The organism is Planococcus dechangensis (assembly GCF_042654465.1).
GTDB lineage: Bacteria > Bacillota > Bacilli > Bacillales_A > Planococcaceae > Planococcus > Planococcus dechangensis.
In genome coordinates this window covers 1-23,199 of sequence record NZ_JBHSGL010000014.1, presented here as the reverse complement: position 1 = coordinate 23,199, position 23,199 = coordinate 1, and the positions used below count along the sequence as shown (strand labels likewise).

Annotated in this window: 19 protein-coding genes; 8 read left to right on the top strand and 11 right to left on the bottom strand. The window is 46.9% G+C overall.

The window, feature by feature from the left end; all coding sequences use genetic code 11:
- Nucleotide 1 precedes the first annotated feature (1 nt).
- The 5 genes from ACFO5U_RS13555 to ACFO5U_RS13535 all read right to left on the bottom strand — a co-directional run bounded on the left by ACFO5U_RS13555 (nucleotide 2) and on the right by ACFO5U_RS13535 (nucleotide 6,114).
- The gene (locus ACFO5U_RS13555) at nucleotides 2-1,483 is read right to left on the bottom strand and encodes a Na+/H+ antiporter subunit D (RefSeq protein WP_377279634.1); all 1,482 of its coding nucleotides are present in this window, start codon (nucleotides 1,481-1,483) and stop codon (nucleotides 2-4) included.
- The gene (locus tag ACFO5U_RS13550; RefSeq protein WP_377279633.1) at nucleotides 1,476-1,823 is read right to left on the bottom strand and encodes a Na(+)/H(+) antiporter subunit C; all 348 of its coding nucleotides are present in this window, start codon (nucleotides 1,821-1,823) and stop codon (nucleotides 1,476-1,478) included. Before ACFO5U_RS13550 ends, ACFO5U_RS13555 begins: the two co-directional genes overlap by 8 nt.
- On the bottom strand, nucleotides 1,823-2,245 hold the full coding sequence (locus ACFO5U_RS13545; RefSeq protein WP_377279632.1) for a Na(+)/H(+) antiporter subunit B: 423 nt from the start codon (nucleotides 2,243-2,245) through the stop codon (nucleotides 1,823-1,825). The genes ACFO5U_RS13550 and ACFO5U_RS13545 overlap by 1 nt, the downstream gene beginning before the upstream one ends.
- Nucleotides 2,232-4,646, bottom strand: coding sequence for a Na+/H+ antiporter subunit A (locus ACFO5U_RS13540; RefSeq protein ID WP_377279631.1), 2,415 nt, complete (start codon nucleotides 4,644-4,646; stop codon nucleotides 2,232-2,234). The genes ACFO5U_RS13545 and ACFO5U_RS13540 overlap by 14 nt, the downstream gene beginning before the upstream one ends.
- Before the next feature lie 235 nt (nucleotides 4,647-4,881).
- Nucleotides 4,882-6,114, bottom strand: a complete 1,233-nt coding sequence (locus tag ACFO5U_RS13535) for an MFS transporter (protein WP_377279630.1) — start codon at nucleotides 6,112-6,114, stop codon at nucleotides 4,882-4,884.
- Between the two features lie 129 nt (nucleotides 6,115-6,243).
- Here ACFO5U_RS13535 and ACFO5U_RS13530 point away from each other — a divergent pair, with 129 nt between their 5' ends.
- Complete coding sequence (locus tag ACFO5U_RS13530; RefSeq protein WP_377279629.1) at nucleotides 6,244-6,951, top strand: peptidylprolyl isomerase; 708 nt, start codon at nucleotides 6,244-6,246, stop codon at nucleotides 6,949-6,951.
- A gap of 46 nt (nucleotides 6,952-6,997) precedes the next feature.
- Here the strand turns inward: ACFO5U_RS13530 and ACFO5U_RS13525 are convergent, their stop codons facing one another.
- The 3 genes from ACFO5U_RS13525 to ACFO5U_RS13515 all read right to left on the bottom strand — a co-directional run bounded on the left by ACFO5U_RS13525 (nucleotide 6,998) and on the right by ACFO5U_RS13515 (nucleotide 9,991).
- Nucleotides 6,998-8,176 (bottom strand): MalY/PatB family protein, encoded by a 1,179-nt coding sequence (locus ACFO5U_RS13525; protein ID WP_377279628.1) that lies wholly within the window; start codon nucleotides 8,174-8,176, stop codon nucleotides 6,998-7,000.
- Between the two features lie 159 nt (nucleotides 8,177-8,335).
- Entirely contained in the window at nucleotides 8,336-8,551 is a 216-nt protein-coding gene (locus ACFO5U_RS13520) for a helix-turn-helix domain-containing protein (protein ID WP_377279627.1), read from the bottom strand.
- A gap of 102 nt (nucleotides 8,552-8,653) precedes the next feature.
- Complete coding sequence (locus ACFO5U_RS13515) at nucleotides 8,654-9,991, bottom strand: sodium-dependent transporter (protein WP_377279626.1); 1,338 nt, start codon at nucleotides 9,989-9,991, stop codon at nucleotides 8,654-8,656.
- 169 nt (nucleotides 9,992-10,160) lie between these two features.
- On the opposite strand from ACFO5U_RS13515, the gene ACFO5U_RS13510 reads away from it, so the two are divergent.
- Together ACFO5U_RS13510 and yugI are read left to right on the top strand one after the other, a co-directional pair.
- Entirely contained in the window at nucleotides 10,161-12,656 is a 2,496-nt protein-coding gene (locus tag ACFO5U_RS13510) for a hypothetical protein (protein WP_377279625.1), read from the top strand.
- An 89-nt stretch (nucleotides 12,657-12,745) separates the two neighbouring features.
- The gene (gene yugI / locus ACFO5U_RS13505) at nucleotides 12,746-13,120 is read left to right on the top strand and encodes a S1 domain-containing post-transcriptional regulator GSP13 (protein WP_377279624.1); all 375 of its coding nucleotides are present in this window, start codon (nucleotides 12,746-12,748) and stop codon (nucleotides 13,118-13,120) included.
- A 25-nt stretch (nucleotides 13,121-13,145) separates the two neighbouring features.
- Here yugI and ACFO5U_RS13500 read toward each other — a convergent pair whose 3' ends face one another.
- Nucleotides 13,146-14,456 (bottom strand): sigma 54-interacting transcriptional regulator, encoded by a 1,311-nt coding sequence (locus ACFO5U_RS13500; protein WP_377279623.1) that lies wholly within the window; start codon nucleotides 14,454-14,456, stop codon nucleotides 13,146-13,148.
- A 139-nt stretch (nucleotides 14,457-14,595) separates the two neighbouring features.
- On the opposite strand from ACFO5U_RS13500, the gene pruA reads away from it, so the two are divergent.
- From pruA to ACFO5U_RS13480, 4 genes are all read left to right on the top strand, one after another.
- Entirely contained in the window at nucleotides 14,596-16,140 is a 1,545-nt protein-coding gene (gene pruA / locus ACFO5U_RS13495; protein WP_377279622.1) for an L-glutamate gamma-semialdehyde dehydrogenase, read from the top strand.
- Nucleotides 16,141-16,296: 156 nt separating this feature from the next.
- On the top strand, nucleotides 16,297-17,490 hold the full coding sequence (locus ACFO5U_RS13490; protein ID WP_377279621.1) for an ornithine--oxo-acid transaminase: 1,194 nt from the start codon (nucleotides 16,297-16,299) through the stop codon (nucleotides 17,488-17,490).
- 81 nt (nucleotides 17,491-17,571) lie between these two features.
- Nucleotides 17,572-18,816: a Glu/Leu/Phe/Val family dehydrogenase gene (locus ACFO5U_RS13485; RefSeq protein ID WP_377279620.1), complete on the top strand. Its 1,245-nt coding sequence runs from the start codon at nucleotides 17,572-17,574 to the stop codon at nucleotides 18,814-18,816.
- Nucleotides 18,817-18,926: 110 nt separating this feature from the next.
- A complete protein-coding gene (locus ACFO5U_RS13480; RefSeq protein ID WP_377279619.1) occupies nucleotides 18,927-20,090 on the top strand; it encodes an iron-containing alcohol dehydrogenase in 1,164 nt (387 codons plus the stop codon).
- Between the two features lie 47 nt (nucleotides 20,091-20,137).
- Here the strand turns inward: ACFO5U_RS13480 and ACFO5U_RS13475 are convergent, their stop codons facing one another.
- Both ACFO5U_RS13475 and ACFO5U_RS13470 read right to left on the bottom strand, forming a co-directional pair.
- On the bottom strand, nucleotides 20,138-21,118 hold the full coding sequence (locus ACFO5U_RS13475) for a cation diffusion facilitator family transporter (protein WP_377279618.1): 981 nt from the start codon (nucleotides 21,116-21,118) through the stop codon (nucleotides 20,138-20,140).
- A 13-nt stretch (nucleotides 21,119-21,131) separates the two neighbouring features.
- Nucleotides 21,132-21,863, bottom strand: coding sequence for an MgtC/SapB family protein (locus ACFO5U_RS13470; protein WP_377279617.1), 732 nt, complete (start codon nucleotides 21,861-21,863; stop codon nucleotides 21,132-21,134).
- A gap of 96 nt (nucleotides 21,864-21,959) precedes the next feature.
- Between ACFO5U_RS13470 and ACFO5U_RS13465 the strand changes: the two genes are divergently transcribed.
- Nucleotides 21,960-22,862, top strand: coding sequence for a DMT family transporter (locus ACFO5U_RS13465; RefSeq protein ID WP_377279616.1), 903 nt, complete (start codon nucleotides 21,960-21,962; stop codon nucleotides 22,860-22,862).
- Nucleotides 22,863-23,199: the final 337 nt, after the last annotated feature.

Here is a 23,199-nt window from a genome sequence, read left to right as displayed (position 1 = left end):
TCTACTCCTTTAATACCGCATCATAATACAGCGATGGATTCAGTAGCACTTCAGCCGCTTCTTCAATAAACGGCATGAAGAGTTCCGCACCTACGCCAAGCACAATGGTCAAGGCGACAAGGATGACAGTCGGAATGAACATGGCATTGTAGCGTGCTTTGTCGACTGGGAGAATCTTCTTCGGCTCCCCCCAGAACGCATAGATGAAAATGCGCATGACGCTGAGCAACACAAGTAAACTGGTAGCTAAAATAATGATGCTGCCCCAGAAATGCGTGCCTTCAAAGCCGCCCTGGACGATCAGTAATTTCCCAGGGAACCCACTCAACGGAGGGATGCCTGCAAGGCCGAACGCCGTGATGAGGAACACCCAGCCAAGGACCGGGTAGCTCTTCATCAACCCGCCCATCTTTCGTAAATCGCTAGTGCCGTAAATAATCGTCAATATGCCAACCAGCAGGAATAATGCTGCTTTGATAAGCATATCGTGGATCAAATAGAAAATCGCGCCTTCAACGCCGGCGACGTTCATTTGGGAAACTCCGAACAGCACGACCCCTACAGCGATGATGATATTGTAAATGATAATTTTTTTGACATCAAAATAGGCAAGTGCCCCGACGCAGCCTGCCAAAATCGTCAGGATGGCAACGATCGCCAGGACTTCATGCGTAAATCCGATATTCATTGTAAAGAACAATGTATACGTGCGCATAATGGCATAGATTCCGACTTTTGTCAGCAAAGCTCCGAATAGCGCCAACACTGCGCCTGCAGGAGAAAAATATGAGCCCGGAAGCCAGAAATACAGAGGGAAAATCGCCGCTTTAAACCCGAAAACGACCAGGAACAAAATAGCGATGACCGTCAAAATTCCAACGGCTTCGATTTCCGGGATTTTGACTGCAAGATCGGCCATATTCAATGTCCCGGTGACAGAATACAAATAAGCCACTGCTACTACAAATAACGCGGAAGAAATAATGTTGACCAGAACATACTTGATCGACTCGCGCATTTGGGCTTTTTCCCCGCCATGGACAATCAGCACATAGGATGCCATCAGGAGCACTTCAACGAAAACGAATAAGTTGAAAATATCGCCTGTAGTGAAGGCACCGTTGACACCGACCATCAAGAACAAGACAGCGGGATAATAAAATGACCGCTCACGCCGCACGCCGATCGTCGGGATGCTAAAAAGCAAGACGAAAAGCGTAATCAACGAAGAACTTAACACCAGCATGACCGACAGCATATCCGACACCATGGAGATGCCGAATGGCGCTGGCCAGCTGCCGAGCGTCACGGCCTGTACGCCGTCCGCGGAGACTTTCGCGAGCAGGAACAAGCCAGAAATGAATGTCAGAACGGCAGCGATGATGGAAATCAATCGCTGCAGATGAACTTTTTTCGGGAATAACATTAGTACCGTGGCAAAGATGACGGGAATGATGATCGGGAACAATAATAAGTTACTCATAATCTTCAGTACCTCTCAATTGCTCCATATTATCCGTTCCAAGCTCCTGATAAGCGCGGTAGGCGAGCACCAGGAAAAACGAGGTGACCGCGAAAGCGATTACGATGGCGGTCAGGATCAAGGCTTGCGGAAGCGGGTCTGCATAATCGGCGACAGTGACGCCCTCAGCTACGACCGGCGGCGCGATGCCGCCAAGCCCACCCATTGTCAAGAACAATAGGTGAGCGGCGTGGCTCAATAGGCTCGTGCCGATGATAATGCGGATCAAGCTTTTCGACAGGATTAGGTATACAGCTGCCATAAACATCAAGCCGATGGCAACTGACATAATTATTTCCATTATTCATCCTCTCCAATCGTTTGAATAATGGTCATCGTTACACCTACAACAACCAAATAAACGCCTATATCAAATAATAACGCCGAGTGCAGGGATGTTTCACCGAACAACGGCAAATCGAAATAATCATAGGCATGCGTAAAGAATGGTACATCAAAGATGATAGAAGCGCTGGCTGTGGCAATGGCTATCAATAAGCCCGCAGCTGTCAGCACCACATAATTGATCGGCAATACCTTTTTGACGGTTGGAATATCAAACGCCAACATGAGCAGCACGATAGCGGTCGTCGTCAAAAGTCCTCCGATAAATCCGCCGCCGGGAGTGTAGTGTCCGGCGAAGAAAATGTGGACAGCGAACATCAAGATGATGAAAGTCACCACTTTCGTGGCAGTCTGAAGCATCACATCATTTGTTTTCATGCTGATCCTCCTTTTTCGTCATTCGCAGGCGGATCATCGAGATGATTCCGATGCCGGCAATTGCCAGTACCGCAATTTCAAATAAAGTATCGAACCCGCGATAGTCGACTAGGATAACGTTGACGATATTGCCGCCGGCCGCTTCTGTATAAACGGTTTCTTTATAGAACTCGGAAATCGACGGCAACGCTTTTTGTGAATGCGCCGACAAGGCGACCAATGTCATGGTAAGACCAACACCGAACGCGACGATTGCATTTCCGAAACGGAAATTCATGCGCTCTTCTTTGCGGCTGATTTGCGGCAAGTGATAGAACGCCAGCAAGAACAGTGCGACAGAAATGGTTTCAATGACCAATTGAGTCAATGCTAAGTCAGGTGCGCGGAAAATGACGAATAGCAAAGCGATCGAATAGCCGACAGCACCGAGTGCGATAATGGCGGTCAGGCGTGACTTCGAGAAGAGAATCGTCGCTGTTGCGCCTAACATCGCGAGCAAGATGACGATCTCATATACACCGATTGGAGCCAAATTATCGAAACTCACCATGAAGGAATCGGTCATGACCAATGTCAACAACACGATGAAAATGACAAAGCTGAACATATAGACAAGGTATGTTCGGATAAACCCGGTCATATACATTTTCGAGAAGCGGCTGACACCGCTCTCGCTGAGCACCATCAGTTCATCGTATAGCCGATTCAGTGAAATTGGATCCGGGTATAGGTCGTATAAGTGCTGCCATTTGCGCAGCGTCCAGAACATCAATCCGCCGATGGCAAAAATGCCGAGCGTCATGAACAATTCAGTATTGAATCCGTGCCATGCCGAAACATGGATATCCACGCTTTGTGGGGAATCGTAAAGGAACGGCTGGATTGCGGCAACGGCGGGTTTAACGAGCCAATCGCCGATGACGTTCGGAATAAAGAAAATCAAGATGACAAGTGCCGCAAGAAAGACCGGTGAAACGAGCATGCCGATGGGTGCTTCGTGTGCTTGCTTCGGCAATTGCTCCGGTTGGTGTTTGCCGGCAAATGTGTGGAACACAAAGTACAAGCTATAGATGAATGTGAATACCGAACCGATCCAAGCGATGATCGGGAACAGGATCCACCAGACATCCATCGAGAACAAATTGAATTCCTGCAGCGACAGCATCGCGGTCAAGAACATTTCCTTACTGAGGAAGCCGTTGAAAGGCGGCATGCCTGCCATCGACAGGGAGCCAATTAAGGCGACGGTAAAACTGATCGGCATCAAACTCATCAAACCGCCGAGTTTTCGGATGTCGCGTGTGCCGGTTTCATGGTCGACGATGCCGGCGATCATGAACAGGCTTCCTTTAAAGGTGGCGTGGTTGATCAAATGGAAGATTGCTGCAAATGCTGCGTACTTGAGATACGTTTCAGCTGCATTTTCCACATGATAGCCTGCTGCGGCAACACCGAGCAGCGACATGATGAGGCCGAGCTGGGAGACGGTCGAAAATGCCAGAATCCCTTTCAGGTCCTTTTGCTTCAAGGCAAAGAACGAAGCCCACACCATAGTGAACAATCCGACCCCGGCGACGAGCCACATCCAAACTTCGGACAGTGCAAAGACCGGTGTCAAGCGGGCGACCAAATAGATCCCGGCTTTGACCATCGTTGCGGAGTGGAGATACGCACTGACAGGTGTCGGCGCTTCCATCGCATCGGGCAGCCAGATGTAGAATGGGAATTGCGCGGATTTCGTGAAAGCCCCGAGCAACACAAGAACTAATGCCCAGATGAAGAAATCATGCTGTGCAAGTTCCGGCGCTTGGGCGATCAATTCACGAATTGAATACGTACCGCCGATGATGCTGAGCAAAACAAAGCCGCCGAGCATCATCAACCCGCCGAAGACTGTGATCATCATTGATTTTAAGGCCCCGAAACGGGAGCGGTCACGCGTGTACCAATAAGCGATCAATAGGAATGACGAAATTGATGTCAACTCCCAGAACAAGTACAGCGTGATCAAATGATCCGATTGCACGACGCCAAGCATGGCGCTCATGAAGATCAACAGATAAACGTAGAAATTATGTAATTGTTCGCGATGCTTATCCAAATAGAATATGGAGTAGAGCACAACCAATGCGCCGATACCGGTGATCAGCAGTGAAAACAATAAGCTCAATCCATCGAGATACGCAACGAAGGCGATGTCGAGGGAAGGGATCCAGGAAAGTTCAGATACATAAGTGCCACCTTCCATAACAGAGGGAAGGCGAGTGGCGTAGTATAAGAACAGAGCTGACGGAACAAGCAAGACAAACCAGCCTGTATGGATCTGACCGAGTCGTTTAAATAACAGCGGAATGAAAAGCGCTGCAAGGATCGGTATGAAAATCAGAAATACGAGAGACAATTGAATCCTCCTTCCAATGCAATACATGATGAGTTTCTAATTAAAAAGTATACCGCATTAACAGCTTATTTGCACCGCACACCCTTGCGCCAAATGGGAGAGTAGTGGCTTTTTTGTGTATTTTCTAATAGGAAGAAACTCGGAAGTCGGAAAATTGCGAATTTAAAAAGGGCATGAAAATACCCGCAAAAAGATGGTTTTCACCTTTTTTGCGGGAGTTTTTTCCTGTGGTTTTTCAAGAATGCTTCAATTCTTGTTCAAGCAGCACATCCTCAAAATCCTGTTCAGGCTGTCTATTCGTGTACCAAAGAAATGCAAAAGCGACCACAAACAATAGACCTGTGACGATGAAGACCGAGGAGATGCCAATGAATCCGCTGATGATTCCGCCGAACATCGGCCCGACAATATTGCCAAGAAAGCGGAAGCTGGTGTTATAGCCCATCACTTCGCCTTGGATTTCAATCGGCGCTTCCCTACGCATCAAAGCCGCGGTGGTCGGTATCATTCCGCCGACTGCCACCCCGAAGAACAAGCGCAGCACGATCAATTGCCACAGCTCGGTGACGAAAGCTTGCGGGATGATGAACAAAAATGCCAGCAACAAGAGCAAGGCGAGAATTTTCTCGTAGCCGACCGAATCCCCGAGCCGCCCCCATAGTCTCGCAAACAGCAAAGTGCCGACGCCGGTCGCGCTGAACGTGACACCGGCTAGGAATGCCACTTGCGCTGTGCCTTCGGTTAATTCCGCTACATATAAAGACAATAAAGGCTGGATGCTGAAATTGCCGATCTGGATGAGCGAGGTGATGATCATCACATTGAGCAATAGCCGGTGATGTAAAATCCCTTGAATGACGGTAGTCCGAGCATAGACATGGGCGTCTTTGCGTTTCGGCTTTCTTATTTCATTCAGGCCGAAAACTACGAACAAGGCGGCAATCCCGATAATCGAAGCGGTAATCAAGAACGTATATTCAAAACCGAATGCATCAGCCATCAAGCCGCCAAGCACCGGCCCGAACAAAGTGCCTGACACGCTGCCCATCTGTAAAGTGCCGAGTGTCTTGCCTGCAGTTTCCCTGGAAGTTTGGGAGCTGACAAAGGCGAGCGATGTGGGGATGAACCCTGTGACCAGACCCATGAATAAGCGGATCATGAACAGCTCGCCGACAGACCCGGCAGTTCCCATCAGAAAAATACTGGTGGCAATACCAAATCCGTTGATGATAAGAATCGGCTTAAAGCCGTATTTATCGGCAATGCGTCCCCATACAGGAGACATAATCAGCGCAGCGACAAAGGTGATGCCGAACACCAACCCCGACCAGCGCTGGACGTATTCACTCGAAAAATCACCGAGTGATTCGATATAAAGGGATAAAAAGGGCATGATCATGGTCGTGCTGCCCGCTACTAGAAAATTGGTGAACATGATGATATAGAAATTTCTTTTTTGAGTGTCCAAATGGAACCCCTTCTTTCTCAAACAAAACTCTTCCTATATTATATAATAGTTCGTTACCCGAAAAAAGCAGAATTAATTACCACTGTATTCTGAAATATTCTATGCTAGAATAAAACGGGGTGAATTGAAATGAAAAAAATCGTATGGATCCTGCTTATCGCAGCGATTGCAGCCGTAGTAACGGCATGCGGCGCAGCGGAAGAGCAAGTAGAGCCAGACCAAGCAGACCAAGCAACAGAAACTCAAACTTCTGATGAGCCGGCAAGCTACCCGCAGCTCGAGGAAGGTGCAACAGAAGAAACTGTAGTGGACATGAACACATCAGAAGGCACACTGCGCATTCGCCTATTCCCGGAAATCGCGCCGAAAACGGTGGAGAATTTTCTTGGCCATGCGGAATCGGGCTATTACGACGGTGTTATTTTCCATCGCGTGATTGAAGACTTCATGTTGCAAGGCGGAGACCCGACAGGCACAGGAAGCGGCGGTGAAAGCATTTACGGCGGCACGTTCGAAGACGAGTTCAGCGACCGTTTGTTCAATCTGCGCGGCGCGTTGTCGATGGCAAATGCCGGGCCGGGCACAAATGGCAGCCAGTTCTTTATCGTCCAGGCAGGAGCAATTCCCGATGGCAGTGCGGCTGATTATCCCGAAGAAGTTGCCTCCGCTTATCAAGAAATGGGTGGAACCCCATGGCTTGATGGCGCACATACGGTTTTCGGCCAAGTTGAAGAAGGCATGGAAATCGTCGATGCCATCGCTGCTGTTGAAAAAAACGCTCAAGACAAACCGCTTGAAGACATCGTCATCGAATCAATCGACATCATCGAGCCATAAGAAAAAAGCTATCGAAGTTCTCGATAGCTTTTTTCTATGCGGCCGTTTACGCATTGCGTGCGGGTCCGAGTGCGCGGATGACTCGGCTGACGCCGTCTTGTAAACTTGATTTCGGGCAAGCGATATTCATGCGCAAAAATCCGCGTCCGCCTTCTCCGTATTTCGATCCGGGTTCGAGGGCGACTTTTCCCTTTTGGAGCAAACGCTGCATGGCTTCCTGTTCGGAAAGTCCAAGCGCGCGATAATCGATCCACAGTAAATACGTCGATTGCGGCCGTTTGATTTTCAATCCCGGCACTTCCCGCTCCAATCGTTCGATTGCGTAGCTGATGTGTTGCGATAAGACCTCGAGCAATTCACTTAGCCACGCTTCACCTTGTTCGTATGCGGCTTTCCACGCGACCGGTGCGAAAGCATTCAATGCCCCTGTGCCATGTGCTTGCATGTGCTGTTCCAATAAACTGCGCTTTCGCGGATCTGACGCCACGATCATCGCCGCTTGGATGCCGGCCAAGTTAAAGGTTTTAGTTGGAGCAAGGCAGGTGAAAATGCGGTCCCGTTCAGTGCCGGCGACCGACAGCAACGGGGTGTGCGTTTCTCCATGGTGGATCAGGTCGCTGTGGATTTCATCCGACAGGATCAGTACATCGTGCTTAGCGCACAACTCGATGATGTGCTCGAGTTCTGATGCAGCCCATAGTTTTCCCACAGGATTGTGGGGATTGCACAAAATGAACAGGCGCGATTGTTGGAGCTTGTCTTCAAAATCCGCAAAGTCGATTTGGTAGTCGCCGTCTTGCTCTTGGAGCATGGAATACAGCACTTCGCGGCCGAGATTTTTGGGAATAGAAAAAAACGGCGGATAAACGGGCGGTGTGACGAGAATTTTGTCGCCTCGTACTGTAAACACATCTATGATGCTCGCCATCGCGGGAATGACGCCTTGATGGAACAGCATCCAGGCGGTGTCGATCGATAAGCCGTGACGCTTTTTTTGCCAGTGGGCTGCTGCTGTTTTACATTCTTCGCATATGTATGAATAACCGAAAATCGGATGTTCCAAGCGCTCGCGCAAAGCATTCGTTACAGCAGGCGGAGCGGGGAAGTCCATGTCAGCGACCCACATCGGCAATACATCGGATGCATCGTCAATGCCATAAATTTTCTCCATGCGCTCCCATTTCACAGAGCGGCTATCCCGGCGGTCGTGTACTCCATCGAACAAACTCAAGGTAATCTCCTCATTTCTGTGTAAGTTTCCCATACAATTATACCGGTTTCACGTACTAGAATGTTAGGGAGAATAAAAATGTGCAGGATAAACCAAAAGGGCACAACAGCTAATGAACAAAATAAAAAAACTTCGGCATTTGCCGAAGCTTTTTTATTTTGCTGATTCCAGTCCGTCAAGCAAATTCGAAGCAGGTACTTCAAGTGCGTTCGACAGGACGAGAATGGTTTGAACAGAAGGTACTTCTTCGCCGCTCTCATAGGATTCAAGGCGAGCTGTGCCGATGCGTGTCTTTAAAGACAAGTCATCGAGCGACAGATTGCGTTCTTCCCGCAGCATTTTCAATTGGGTGTGCAAATCTTTTTTCAAAGCGATACACTCCTTTTCCTAAAGACTTTCTTCTAACACCATCATACCATGCAAAACCATTTGCTTACATAAAAGAGTTGTGGCATTTTTCGAACAAAGCCATTAAGAGAAGATGTCGATGATGCCATTGATGAATACCACTACGATGGCGATCGGCGCCACATAACGGACGAGTATACGCCAGATTTCAACCCAAGTCGTTTGTTGCGTCAATTCGTCGTGTGCATCTTTATTAGTCAAAACATAGCCTGCAAACAAGGAAATAAACAAGGCACCGAGCGGCAAGCCGATCCGGCTCGTCAAGATGTCGACGAAATCAAAGAATGTGTAGCCGAAAAATACCGGTTCGCTCATGACACCAAACGACAGTGCACTCGGAATACCGACTGCGAAAATAGCCATGCCGATGATCCATGAAAGCCGGCGGCGGCGGTCGTATTTGTTTTTGACAGCGATCGAAACCGTGATTTCAAGCATCGAAATCGACGATGTCAAGGTCGCAAACAATAGCAGGATAAAGAAGATGATGATCAAGAATTGTCCCATGAACAATTGGTCAAAAACGGCCGGCAAGATAATGAACACCAATCCAGGCCCTTGGTCTGGCGTATAGCCGAGTGCAAACACTGCAGGAAAAATGATCAATCCTGCCATGATGGAAATGATGATGTTGAGCGACACGACGCTTACGGCAGAACGCGTCAAGTTCTCTGATTTCTTCAAATAAGAGGCGTACGTGATCATTCCGGCGACACCGACACTCAAAGAAAAGAATGCTTGCCCTAATGCAACGAGCGCCGTTTCAAAATTGAAGAACGACCAATCCGGCACGAACATGAAGCGGACACCTTCCATTGCGCCGTCTAGCGTCAACGCACGGACCATCAAGACGACGAAGAAAATCAACAATGCCGGCATCATGATTTTGCTGGCTCGTTCAATGCCGGCTTTAATACCGCCTTGGACGATCAACACAGTCAAAATCATAAATGCTGCTTGGGCGATCAGCACTTCCCATGGATTGCTGATGATGCCGCCGAAAAGGTCGGCGAAATTATCATCTCCAAGGCCCGATAGCTGCAAGGTAATGGCGCGGAACAGATAGGACAGCACCCAGCCTCCCACGACACTGTAGAAAGAAAGAATGAGGAAAGAAAAAATAAATCCGGACCAACCGATCAAATACCATGGCTTTCCGGGTGCTTGTTTTTTGAGTCCGCTGACCGCATCCATTTGGCCGCGGCGCCCGATCACGAATTCTGCAAGCAGAATCGGCAAGCCGATCAAGACAGTGCTTAAGATAAACAGCAAAATAAAAACGCTGCCCCCGTTCGCACCGGTTTCGTATGGGAACTTCCAAATCGCCCCGAGGCCGATTGCGCTGCCGGCTGCTGCGAGAATAAAACCGATCTTGGATGTCCATTGTTCGCGTGCTTTCATTATTGGTTCCCCCTAAATCGATTGGATTTCACTATTTTACACGAGCGTTCCAAAAAAAAATAGAATTATTTGAAGAAGCTTTAAATTTCTTTAGTATAATAGAAATAAAAGGAAATTTGTCCGGAAGTGAGCTGATGAGGCTATGCCGTCAAACGGTGAGCAAAAAGACATGATAAAGCAAGCACAAATAGAGGAATTGCAGCGGTTTGGTTATCAAAATGGAGTAGCTGAAGACAATTTGGGCAGTTTTCTTCGCCGGACGATGGAACGTGTGAAAATTCGCGGGCCGCTCGACGAGTCACAGATAGACCCTTTACAAGCAGCCGCTAAAGAAGTGATCCGCTATACTGGAGAGATAAACGATGGGACTTTGCTCGGTTTTCAAGAAGACCGCAATATCCATAAAGCGATTCAAGGTTTAGCGCAACCACAGCGCATTCTCGTTCTACTCCATCTCGTAAACGGTAAAACCTTGCATGAAACAACTCAAATACTTGAGCTGGATGAGCAAGAAGCTGCCGAGTTGGTGGACACGGCGCGCATCAAGCTGCGCAGCGAACTGCAATTGAAAGACCAGCAACAACTGGACCAGCGCCTCGAATTTGCGGCGAAATCCTACAAGCGCATCAAGCTGCCGAGTCTTGCACCCATTGCAACAATCGAAGCCGCTATTCACCAAGCAACTCCTCAGAAGCATAAACTAAATAAACCTGTTATTTGGCTAGTCGCCGCTAGTGTTGCCTTGCTTGCCGTAATGGTCGGCGCTTCGTTTTTTATCGACAGTTTCCGCCTTCCGTCTATGAATCAGGCGCAAGAAGGTCAATTGACGAGAGAACTGGCGGAAGACATGGAACAACAATATACCGATACGCGGCAAGCGGCCAAACAGCGTCTTGGGCTATCGGAAGGCGCCTATAGCCAGTTTCAATATGTATCAGCTGCAGACCGTCAAAAAGAAACGGTATTCAGCACCAGTAATTTGAAAGCGCAGCAACATGATGCCGAAGCTTTTCAGCAACAAGTGACAGAATTATTGTGGATGGCTGAAACGCCAAAAGGCATGGCGGAGCTAGCCGGAAATTCCGGCAGCATGTTGACGGCGGAAGTGGATCGCTTTTTGAAGCTATACGTAGAGAAAACCGGCGAACTACAAAATCTTGCACAAGATATTCTTACAGAACATCAAGAGCAATTGCCGCAACAACCAGAAGCATATTCCGATCCGCTTGCATTATTAAATGATATGCCGAATGCACCAGAAGAGTTGACACAACTGCTGACGGCTTGGCCGGAATACGGATTGAATTTCCGCACTGTGAACGAAGGGCAATCGTATTCAGCAACGCGCAATACGGATATGTTGCAGCGCCTTCCTCAATTTCAAGGGCATTCTTTTGCGTATTATTATTTACAGCTACTGACCGATTATCCGTATTTTGATCAGACCGGCTGGCTGATCGAGCCACATATCCTCATTGAAAAATTGCATACGATGCTATTTCTACTTATAGATGAACTGACTGACAGTTCATTGAAGCAAGACCTTGAAGTCATGTATGAGCAGACATTTTGGCAAATCATCAAAGGGGCGGAGAGCGAGATTTACGAGGATGGCCAAGTAAAGCCGGAAATCCGCACACTGTGGAGATCGCTCACCTCGTACGATTCTGCAGCAATAATCTTGTTGCCGGTGATAGAAGAAATGGAACAAAGCAATTGGACGCGTTCTGCAACGCTGGATGAGCTGGAATACGGAACGAGCTTGGAAATGCTGCATCTTGTTCGCAACGGAGATTTACAGGTGACGCTGCCGAATGGCGATTTTCCGCTAGAGACTGAGACCTTGAATTTGAAGGGCTTTGACTATAACCGTGTAGCAGAGTTGTACGCGCGTTTTACAGACGGACATGACCGCAGCGTGCTGGCGGGTGTGCAGCCGATGGATATTTACTTGCTTTATTTTTATGCCAATCAGCAGCAAGATGCCGAGACGATGTGGCATTTGCAGAGCGATAGCCAACTCAAGCCGGAACTTGAAGATTACCTTGCTAAATGGCAAGCGTTGCCGGAGCTGACCGACAATGTTTTATCGATCGAAATGACCAACCAACAGCAACGCATTGTGGAAAAAATAGTGCTACACCCGGTTCTGGCATACGAGGATCAAACTGAGCTCACGCATCTGGCCAATCCGCATCAGCTACAGCTCGTCACGGAAAGCGACCACATTTGGTTGATCCAATACGAGCAGAAGGAAACGGTCGAAGGGCGCAACCCGGCATTGGAACAGCAAGGAAAAGATGCTTACATGCAATTGAAACAACAAAAAGAACTTCCGCTAGATACCGAGCCTCTTGTAGTGGCGTATGCATTGCTGCACGCGGTCGATAAGGAAGACGGAGAGGCTGTCAATCAATTGCTGCGAACTTCAGTGGAAGAAATGGATGTTGATTTTTGGCGCAACTTTGCCAGCAGTCACCAAATTGCGGGATTTGAAAATATGGAATCGATGGTGTTTTCCGCTTCGGACTTAAATATGCAAGAAGCCACGATAGGAAACCTGCAAATCCTTTATGAAACTGAGACGGGCGAGCAATTGTATGAGTTCTTGCAGATGCTCAAAACAGAAAGCGGCTGGCGCTTTGAAAATTTCCTTAATTACTGATTTTACTATTTGGGATAAGCTGTGCTATAATATACAGATGCCAATAGGTGTAGACGGTAATTTAGATAAAAGACTAGGAGCGGTTAACTATGACAAAAACGTATCAAACAGGAGATAAGGTCTCCGGTAAAGTAACAGGAATCCAACCATACGGGGCTTTCGTAGCTTTGGATGACCAAACACAAGGGCTTGTCCATATTTCAGAAATCACGCACGGCTACGTTAAAGAAGTCAGCGAATACTTGGCTGTAGGCCAAGAAGTAGACGTTAAAGTACTTGACGTTGACGCTAAATCTAAAAAAATCAGCTTGTCGATCCGCGCGTTACAAGAGCAGCCGCCGGCAGCACAAAAAAGCGAAAAGCCACGCCAGTCTCTTCAATCACACGTGAACGAAAGCGACTCAGAAGGCTTCAACTCTTTGAAAGACAAGATGCAGGAATGGATCAAACGTTCCGGTCAATAAACAATACAAAAACGCACAGCCGACATTATGTCGACTGTGCGTTTTTTTTGATTTTCCGCAAACGGTATTGAAGGTTCTGGCGGCTCATGCCAAGCGCATGCGCTGCTTTTGTTACATTTCCGGCATTTAGATCCATCGCTTTTTGTAAATAATACATTTCCGCTTCCTGCAGATATTCTTCAAGCGGCAGCAAGTCTTTATCGGAGCGGACGAGAAAATCTTCAGCTTGCAAAGATCCGCCCTGGGCCTTGTATTGAAAATGATGAGGCAGCATATCAGCGGTCACGGTTTCTTGTGTTGTAATCAAGGAAGTGATTTCATCGAGCAATAGTTCAAGCTCTTTCAAGTTTCCTGGCCAATTATAGTTAAGGAATAACTTTTCCACTTCTAGATCCAAACCGCGCACAAGCGATCCGACCTTCATGCGGTGTCGGGAGAAATAATCATCGATGAACGGCAACAGATCTTCTTTCCGATAGCGCAGCGGCTCGACCTTGATGGTCATCGCCGCAAAGAAATAATACAAATCTTTCACTAAAACATCAGAAGCGATCAGCTCGACCGGATCGTCGCCGACGCTTGCAATAAAATAACTGTCACTTGCCCCATTGCGCTCGACCACTTCGAGCAGCTGCAATTGCAGCGCTCGCGGCAATAAATCGATGCGCTCGCAATAAATCGTCCCATGCTGCATGCGCTCAATTTCTTCTCCGAGTGCGTCAATCAAGCGTCCGTCCGTGCCATGGCAATACAAAATGTGCATCGGTAAACCGGACGCATGCGCGGAATGGATCGCTTCAGCGAGAAGTTCTTTGCCGGTTCCGGACTCACCGACGAGGAGTACAGGAAGTTTTGCCGCAGCAGCTTTTTGGGCACGGGCAATGACCGTTTTCATGCTGGTGGAAACAGCAGTTAAGCTAGCGAAAGTAATCGGCTCTTCATATTTTTTCAAAGGTTGGTAGATGACTTTTTCTAGCGTGGTGACATCGCGCGCTAATTCAATAGCGCCAATTAAATGGCCATCTTCATAAACGGGATAGCTATCGTTAATCGTCGTGATTTCCTGCCCTTTGCGGTTCCAATAGGTTTGCTTGATGTTAAGGATCGGCGTCCCGCTCGTCAGCACTTGCAGCAATGTGCTCTGGGTTTGGTCGAAACGAAACATGTCGAGCAATGAACGGTCGGCGAGCTCCTCAAAATCAAAGCCCTCGATTTCACGCATCTTGCGATTGTATAAAATGGTTTTCCCTTTGCTGTCTATGGCGTGTATCCCTACAGCCACATGCTCTCCAGCGAATTTATAGAAAGGGGCCAAGTCGGGTTTCTGTTGTTTCATGGCCTGCACCTCAAATTTATTTTGACTTTTTAGATTAAAACACTTGAAAAACGCAACAATCTTTTGCATTATTATAAGTGGAAACAGATTAAGAGTGCAAATTTTTTTTGCGCTTACTCAAAATCAAGGAGGATTCATAATGATTCCCTACAAACACGAACCATTCACAGATTTCTCGATCGAAGAGAATCGCAACGCATACCTAGAAGGCTTGAAAACGGTAGAAGCCTACCTTGGCCAAGACTATCCATTGATTATCGGTGGAGAACGCGTAACGACTGAAGACAAGATCGTGTCATTTAATCCGGCGGATAAAGAAGAAATCGTTGGACGCGTATCCAAATCAAATAAAGAACTAGCAGAAAAAGCAATGCAAGAAGCAGACGCTGCCTTTAAGACATGGAAAAAAGTAAAACCTGAAGTGCGTGCTGACGTATTGTTCAGAGCTGCAGCAATCATCCGCCGCCGCAAACATGAATTTTCAGCGCTACTCACAAAAGAAGCAGGCAAGCCTTGGAACGAAGCTGATGCCGATACAGCAGAAGCAATCGATTTCCTTGAATACTACGGCCGCCAAATGCTGCGCCTTAAAGATGGCATGCCAATGGAAAGCCGTCCAGGCGAGTACAACCGCTACGACTATATCCCACTCGGCGTGGGTGTTGTCATCTCTCCGTGGAACTTCGCATTCGCGATCATGGCGGGTACGACAGTTGCTGCAATGGTTGCGGGTAACACGGTTCTCTTGAAGCCAGCTTCTACAACACCGGTAGTCGCTTATAAATTTATCGAAGTATTGGAAGAAGCGGGCATGCCAAAAGGCGTCGTCAACTATATTCCAGGACCGGGATCTGAAGTCGGCGACTATTTGGTCGACCACCCGAACACTCGCTTTATTTCGTTCACAGGTTCAAAAGAAGTCGGCTTGCGCATCGCAGATCGTTCTTCAAAGGTAAACGAAGGACAAATCTGGATGAAACGCTTAATCGCTGAAATGGGCGGAAAAAACACAATGGTCGTCGACAACAACGCAGACCTTGAACTTGCCGCACAATCCATCGTCAAATCCGCTTTCGGCTTCAGTGGACAAAAATGTTCTGCAGGATCACGTGCCGTCATCGTAGAAGATGTTTACGACGAAGTGCTTGAGCGCGTTGTGGAATTGACAAATGAACTGACGATCGGCAACACGGTCGACCAGTCGAACTTCATGGGGCCTGTCATCGACGGAAACTCATACAAAAAAATCATGGATTACATTGAAATCGGCAAAGGCGAAGGCCGCCTAGTTGCTGGCGGCGACGGAGACGATTCAACAGGATTCTTCGTTAACCCGACCGTTTTCGCTGACTTGGATCCACAAGCACGCATCATGCAAGAAGAAATCTTCGGCCCGGTTGTCGGTTTGATGAAAGCAAAAGACTTCAAAGAAGCCATCGCTATCGCCAACAACACAGAATACGGCTTGACTGGCGGTGTCATCACCAACAACCGCGAACACCTTGAGTATGCACGCGACGAATTCCATGTCGGTAACTTGTATTTCAACCGCGGCTGCACAGGCGCAATCGTAGGTTACCAGTCTTTCGGCGGATTCAACATGTCCGGTACTGACTCAAAAGCAGGCGGGCCTGACTATTTGGTTCTCCACATGCAAGCACAAACAACTTCTGAGATGTTTTAATTATTCGCTTAATGGTATAATGATGCACAAAAGGCAGACTTCGTGTCTGTCTTTTTTTAAAAAAAGGCACCGCTATGCCTAGTTAACACCTTGAAATATTGCTTCGACGACTTATAAGCCCAGCGGATCTGCCTCAACACTAAGGAGGAATTTGATATGACACAATCACAATCCATCATTGAAAAAACAGAACAGTACGGTGCAAAGAACTATCATCCACTGCCGATCGTTATTTCGAAAGCGGAAGGCGTATGGGTAACAGATCCAGAAGGCAATAAATTCATGGACATGCTTTCTGCATACTCTGCAGTAAACCAAGGCCATCGCCACCCAAAAATCATCCAAGCTTTGAAAGACCAAGCTGACCGCGTCACATTGACATCCCGTGCATTCCACAATGACCAGTTAGCGCCTTGGTATGAAATGATCTGCAAAATTTCCGGAAAAGAAATGGCTTTGCCGATGAATACTGGTGCAGAAGCTGTAGAAACTGCCATCAAAGCTGCACGTCGCTGGGCATATGACGTCAAAGGCGTCGCAGACGGTCAAGCGGAAATCATCGCATGCGAAGGAAACTTTCATGGCCGTACGATGACAGCCGTGTCACTTTCTTCAGACCCTGAATACCGCAAAGGTTTCGGTCCGATGCTTCCAGGCATCAATATTGTGCCATTCGGAGATTTAGAAGCATTGAAAAATGCGATTACGCCAAACACAGCGGCATTTTTGATCGAGCCGATCCAAGGCGAAGCAGGGATTATCATGCCGCCAAAAGGTTTCTTGAAAGCCGCGCGTGAATTATGTCGTGAAAACAACGTTCTGTTCATTGCAGATGAAATCCAATGCGGTCTTGCACGTACCGGCAAAATGTTTGCTTGCGAATGGGAAGACGTTAATCCGGATATGTACATCCTCGGAAAAGCACTAGGCGGCGGGGTATTCCCAATTTCTTGTGTAGTTGCTGACAGTGAAGTACTTGGTGTGTTCAATCCAGGTTCGCACGGCTCCACGTTCGGCGGAAACCCGCTGGCATGCGCAGTATCACTCGCTTCGATGCAAGTGATCCAGGATGAAAACTTGACTGAGCGTTCACAAGAACTCGGCACGTACTTCATGGATGAACTGAAAAAAATCGATCATCCGGTTATTAAAGAAGTCCGTGGCCGCGGTTTGTTCATCGGGATGGAATTGACAGAAGCAGCGCGTCCATATTGCGAACAGCTGAAAGAGCTTGGCTTGTTATGCAAAGAAACACACGATACAGTAATCCGTTTTGCACCACCGCTGATCATCTCGAAAGAAGAGTTGGACTGGGCGCTCGAACGCATTCACCAAGTGTTCACAAAATAACAATGTTTGTGGCAAATGGGAGTTTGCCATGTTACACTAGATGCGGGTAATTACTAAAACACAAAGAGGCGAAATTAAACAATGGCTGAAAACTTGAACTTGTTGACGTCAACGCAAGATGTCATTAAAATTGCATTGGACAAACTCGGATACGAAGATTCGATGTACGAACTTCTGAAAGAGCCGATGCGGATTTTGGAAGTGCGCATCCCGGTACGGATGGATAATGGGAAAACCAAAGTGTTCACTGGCTTCCGCGCACAGCATAATGATGCTGTCGGTCCAACAAAGGGTGGAGTGCGCTTTCACCCCGATGTAAACCGCGACGAAGTTATAGCGCTTTCCATGTGGATGACATTGAAATGCGGAATCGTGGATTTGCCATACGGTGGCGGTAAAGGCGGAATCATCTGTGATCCTCGGGAAATGTCCATGCATGAAATCGAGAAGCTGAGCCGCGGCTACGTTCGCGCAATCAGCCAAATCGTCGGGCCGAACAAGGACATTCCGGCACCGGATGTTTTCACTAACTCGCAGATCATGGCTTGGATGTTCGATGAATACAGCAAGATTGACGAATTTAACTCACCAGGATTCATCACTGGTAAACCGATTGTGCTCGGTGGTTCACAAGGCCGTGATAAAGCGACTGCCCAAGGCGTTACTATTGTCATCAATGAAGCAGCGAAAAAACGTGGCCTTGACATGAAGGGTGCACGCGTCGTCATTCAAGGGTTCGGGAACGCGGGCAGTTTCTTGGCGAAATTCCTTCATGATGCGGGAGCGAAAGTAGTCGGCATTTCTGATGCTTACGGCGCGCTTCATGATCCGGCGGGCTTGGACATCGATTATCTTCTCGATCGCCGCGACAGCTTCGGAACAGTCACCACGCTTTTCGACAATACGATCACCAACAAAGAATTGTTCGAAATCGATTGTGACATTCTGGTGCCTGCAGCAATTGCCAACCAAATAACCGAAGAAAACGCTCACGATATTAAAGCGTCGATTGTAGTAGAAGCGGCTAATGGCCCGACTACTGCAGAAGCGACGAAGATTCTGACGGAACGCGGAATTTTGCTAGTACCGGATGTATTAGCAAGTTCAGGCGGGGTTACAGTATCTTATTTTGAATGGGTACAGAACAACCAAGGTTATTATTGGACACAAGAAGAAGTTGATGAAAAGCTCGAGAAAAAACTCGTTGAAGCTTTTGACAATGTTTATAATGTAGCGACAAATCGCAATATCGACATGCGCCTTGCCGCTTACATGGTAGGAGCAAGAAGAACTGCAGAAGCATCGCGCTTCCGTGGATGGGTGTAACAACAAACCGCTCGGCATTAGCCGGGCGGTTTTCTTGCGCTCAAATTTTTGCTTTTTAAGTATTGAAAATTCATAATGAAAACTGAACGTATTTCGGAGGAGGAGATTTGATGAACGCATTTTCTTTTTATAACCCGGTCAAATTAATTTTTGGCAAAGGGCAACTCGAAGCATTGAAAAAAGAAATACCAAATTATGGTAATAAAGTGTTGGTCGTTTACGGTGGGGGCAGTATCAAGAAAAACGGCCTTTACGATGAAGTCATGTCTACATTGAATGAAATCGGCGTCGAAATTCATGAACTTTCCGGCGTAGAACCAAACCCGCGCCTTTCAACGGCGAAACGTGGAATTGAAATCTGCAAAAAAGAGAACATTGATATGTTATTAGCTGTAGGTGGCGGTTCTGTCATCGATTGCACGAAGCTCATCGCAGCTGGTGCCAAATATGACGGCGACTCATGGGATTTTGTCACACGCAAAGCAACGCCCGAAGAAGTATTGCCGTTTGGCACTGTGTTGACATTGGCCGCAACAGGCTCTGAAATGAATGCCGGGTCTGTCATCACAAACGAAGAAACAGAAGAAAAATATGGATGGGGCAGCCCGCTGACATTCCCTAAATTCTCCATTTTGGATCCAAACTATACGAAATCCGTACCGCGCAACCATACAATCTACGGTGTAGTTGATATGATGTCACACATGTTCGAACAGTATTATCACAACGCAACAAATACACCTGTTCAGGACCAGATGATCGAAGGTGTGCTACGTGCAGTGATCGATACAGCTCCGAAGCTCATGGAAGACCTTGAAAGCTATGAACATCGTGAAACGATTCTGTTTGCCGGTACGATGGGGCTCAATAACTTCCTGCAAATGGGCTATAACGGAGACTGGGCATCCCATAACATTGAACATGCCGTATCAGCAATCTACGATATCCCGCATGCTGGCGGTTTGGCGATACTTTTCCCTCAATGGATGCGCCATAATGTACCGGTGAACCCGGCCCGCTTTGCACAGATGGCAGTTCGTGTATTCGAGGTGGATCCTGCGAATAAATCCGATGAACAAATTGCACATGAAGGCATCGATCGTTTGGTTGAGTTTTGGACATCAATCGGTGCTCCAAGCAGCTTGAAAGATTACGATATCGACGATTCACGCTTTTCTGATATTGTAGACAAAACACTCGTTTACGGCGAGTTCGGCAATTTCAATAAATTAAATGGGCAAGATGTCCAAAAAATATTAGAAGCTTCTTTATAAGATATAGAAAAAGCCCGATGCCTTTGCATCGGGCTTTTATTATGAAGTTATTTCAACGAGTCCGGCCGGTTGTTGACATGGACCCAATGTTCTTCGCCATCATCTGCATCTAGTGAGACAATGACATCTTCTACGCTCGGTTGGCTCAAAATAATTTCAGCCAATCGGTTTTGCAACTCATCAGCCTGTTTTACATTCAAATTCGGATCAACCTCGATTAAAGTTTCAACGTGAAGAAATTCTCCTTCTTTAACAACCTCTAGTTTGCGTATGTCCTTCACTGAGTTGTGATCAGTCAGCAAGTGAGCGATGTGATTGACCATTTGTTCATCAGTTTCCCCGATGGCACCGCGGGCATTATCCAAAAATACTTTCGTCACAACATAGAACATCATGAAGCCGATCGCAATCGATGCAGCCCCCTCGATTTGAAGAAAACCTGTGTAATGGGCAATCAAAACAGCTATCAAAGCGAGAATGCCGCCTGAAGTCGCGACCAAATCTTCAAGAAAAACTAACTTTGTTGCTGGTTTGGCACGATTCAAGTGGGAGAAGCTAGTTGTCAATGGGGCAAGCGCGCCGCCTTTGACTCCCGCTTCATGCAATACCTCCTTGCCAGCTTTATAGAGGACAAATAATTCAAGTAAAATGGCAATTGATAAAACAACAACACTAATGATAAAGCCTTCTGCTTGCACTGGGGAACTTATTTGATGCCAACCTTCCCGTATCGTTTCATAGGCCATGATTCCGACAATTAAGACCGCAGCAAGTAATACCAAATTCAACAGTCGTCCGAAACCATTCGGAAAGCGCTTGGTTGGAGCTTTTTTGGATAAGGCCGAGCCGATGAAGACAAAATATTGGTTTGCTGCATCGCCAATAGAGTGCATGGTTTCAGCGAACATGGCGACGTTGCCGGTAAAGGTAAAAGCGACTCCTTTCATAATTGCGATAAAGGTATTGATTAATGCTGCATAAAGTGAAGGCTTGTTTCCTCCCTTTAATAACCCAAAAAACTCTCCCAAAACAATTCCTCCTTTAATTGATCATTTCAATATCCACTTGCTGCACATACTCGATTGCCGAAATCTCCCTGTACAAATCAATAGTTTCTTTTCCTTGTACATAGGACATGCGGATCGACAGGATGTGGTTGAGAGTTTCTTGCGTTTGCTGTGGGTGAAGGATCGACAAGTCCTCTACGATCATTTCACTGCGTTTTAACTCTTCCAGCACTTTACTGATAGAGTTCTCATCAGATACGTAAACCGTCAGTTTAGCTTCCATCATGCGTAAGCGTTTAGGGCCAAATCGAAAGAGCAGGGGAGGGAGCGCTTCGATGCCGATGAGCACAAGCAATACAGCAGTAACTGCTTCGATGTAAAAGCCAGCGGCAACTGCAATGCCAATTCCGCCGGCTCCCCAGATCATCGCTGCGGTCGTTAAGCCCGAAATGGAATCATTACCGCGCTTCAATATTACCCCGGCGCCTAGAAAGCCAATACCGGAAACGATTTGAGCAGCAAGACGGAGCGGATCCATGGTAATATTCACACCTTCATTGTTGCTGCCTTCAGCTATATAGGCAGACTCAATTGAAATGATTGTCAATAAGCAGCTGAACGTTGCGATGACCATGCTTGTCTTCAGCCCCACAGGCTTCCTTTTTAATTCCCTTTCTAATCCGATTACTAAACTCAATACGGCGGCAATAATTAATTTCAAAAATGTTTCTAGTGAAGAGATTTCCAGTGCGCTGAAAAATTCCAAAATCAAAACCTCCATTTCACTTTGCTGTTGTATGTCGAGTCAGCAAATGGCAAACTGTAAAGTGATGTGAAAATCTTACGCAGCTAGAGGTGCTTTATGGAAAAACCAGCAATTCATCCTTATATCCCCATCCTAATCGGAGTTATATCTGTAGCGATGTCAGCCATCTTTGTTAAAATGACAACATCCGATGCCGGTGTCACAGCATTTTATAGGATGTTGTTTTCTATTCTATTAATGGCTCCTGTATTCCTCTATAGTTATCTATCCGAATTAAAGAAACTCAGTAGAAGAGATTGGTTTTTTTCAGCAATCGCCGGAGTTTTTTTAGCGTTTCATTTTATTCTTTGGTTTGAATCCCTCAATTATACTTCGGTGGCGAGTTCAACAGTCCTAGTGACACTGCAGCCTCTTTTTGCATTTGCGGGGACATATTTCTTTTTTAAAGAGCGCCTTTCTATTAAGACCTTGTTATCAGGAGCGATTGCGATCGCAGGAAGTATAGTAATTGCTTATGGAGATTTTCAAATCAGCGGCAGTGCTTTGTTTGGTGATATCCTCGCGCTTATAGCGTGTGCATTGATCACGGCTTATTTATTGTTTGGGCAAGATGTGAGAAAGCGGCTTTCTTTAGTTACTTATACATTTGTCGTGTACTCTTTTAGTACGATAACGCTATTTTTCTATATCATCATAAAGGGAGAGTCGTTCGGTCCATATCCGGGAAGTGAATGGATGTGGTTCATTCTTTTGGCACTAATCCCAAATCTACTTGGGCATACTTTATTTAATTGGGCAGTTAAATGGGTGAGTACCAATGTAATCTCAATCGCGATATTGTTTGAGCCTGTGGGAGCTGCGATACTCGCATATTTCATCCTAGGAGAGTTGGTGACTACCACACAGATTATTGGAGGAAGCATAGTTATTGCTGGACTCCTATTCTTTGTTACTGATTATAAAAAACTTAGAAAAATCTTTTTTCAAGAAAGTGCTTGATTTTTTTGAGCAGGCGGTATATAGTAATAAATGTCCTCGAAACGAGTCGGAAAAAATATTTTGAAATAGTATTGACACCGACTTTTAAAAGGGATATAGTAATCAAGTCGCCAATAACAAGGCGCACAACATGAACCTTGAAAACTGAACAGCAAAACGTCAACGAAAGACGTCACGAGCGCCTTGGCGCGCGAACGGCTTTTGCGAAGGTCGCCTCCGGGCGATCGGAGCACTCGCCATTCCGAACTTCGGTGTTCGTGACTTAACTTACTGATCAGCGCAAGCAGATCAAAGCGAATCGCGCGTCTACGGACGGCGATGCGCCAGCAACGATTGA

Bases quoted from the DNA above. Each gene is read 5' to 3' on its own strand.
- ACFO5U_RS13555 (WP_377279634.1), bottom strand. From the start codon at position 1,483: ATGAGTAACTTATTATTGTTCCCGATCATCATTCCCGTCATCTTTGCC.
- ACFO5U_RS13515 (WP_377279626.1), bottom strand. From the start codon at position 9,991: ATGAAAGCACGCGAACAATGGACATCCAAGATCGGTTTTATTCTCGCA.
- ACFO5U_RS13500 (WP_377279623.1), bottom strand. From the start codon at position 14,456: ATGAAACAACAGAAACCCGACTTGGCCCCTTTCTATAAATTCGCTGGA.
- yugI (WP_377279624.1), top strand. From the start codon at position 12,746: ATGACAAAAACGTATCAAACAGGAGATAAGGTCTCCGGTAAAGTAACA.
- ACFO5U_RS13490 (WP_377279621.1), top strand. From the start codon at position 16,297: ATGACACAATCACAATCCATCATTGAAAAAACAGAACAGTACGGTGCA.
- ACFO5U_RS13545 (WP_377279632.1), bottom strand. From the start codon at position 2,245: ATGAAAACAAATGATGTGATGCTTCAGACTGCCACGAAAGTGGTGACT.
- pruA (WP_377279622.1), top strand. From the start codon at position 14,596: ATGATTCCCTACAAACACGAACCATTCACAGATTTCTCGATCGAAGAG.
- ACFO5U_RS13465 (WP_377279616.1), top strand. From the start codon at position 21,960: ATGGAAAAACCAGCAATTCATCCTTATATCCCCATCCTAATCGGAGTT.
- ACFO5U_RS13510 (WP_377279625.1), top strand. From the start codon at position 10,161: ATGATAAAGCAAGCACAAATAGAGGAATTGCAGCGGTTTGGTTATCAA.
- ACFO5U_RS13530 (WP_377279629.1), top strand. From the start codon at position 6,244: ATGAAAAAAATCGTATGGATCCTGCTTATCGCAGCGATTGCAGCCGTA.
- ACFO5U_RS13485 (WP_377279620.1), top strand. From the start codon at position 17,572: ATGGCTGAAAACTTGAACTTGTTGACGTCAACGCAAGATGTCATTAAA.
- ACFO5U_RS13550 (WP_377279633.1), bottom strand. From the start codon at position 1,823: ATGGAAATAATTATGTCAGTTGCCATCGGCTTGATGTTTATGGCAGCT.
- ACFO5U_RS13480 (WP_377279619.1), top strand. From the start codon at position 18,927: ATGAACGCATTTTCTTTTTATAACCCGGTCAAATTAATTTTTGGCAAA.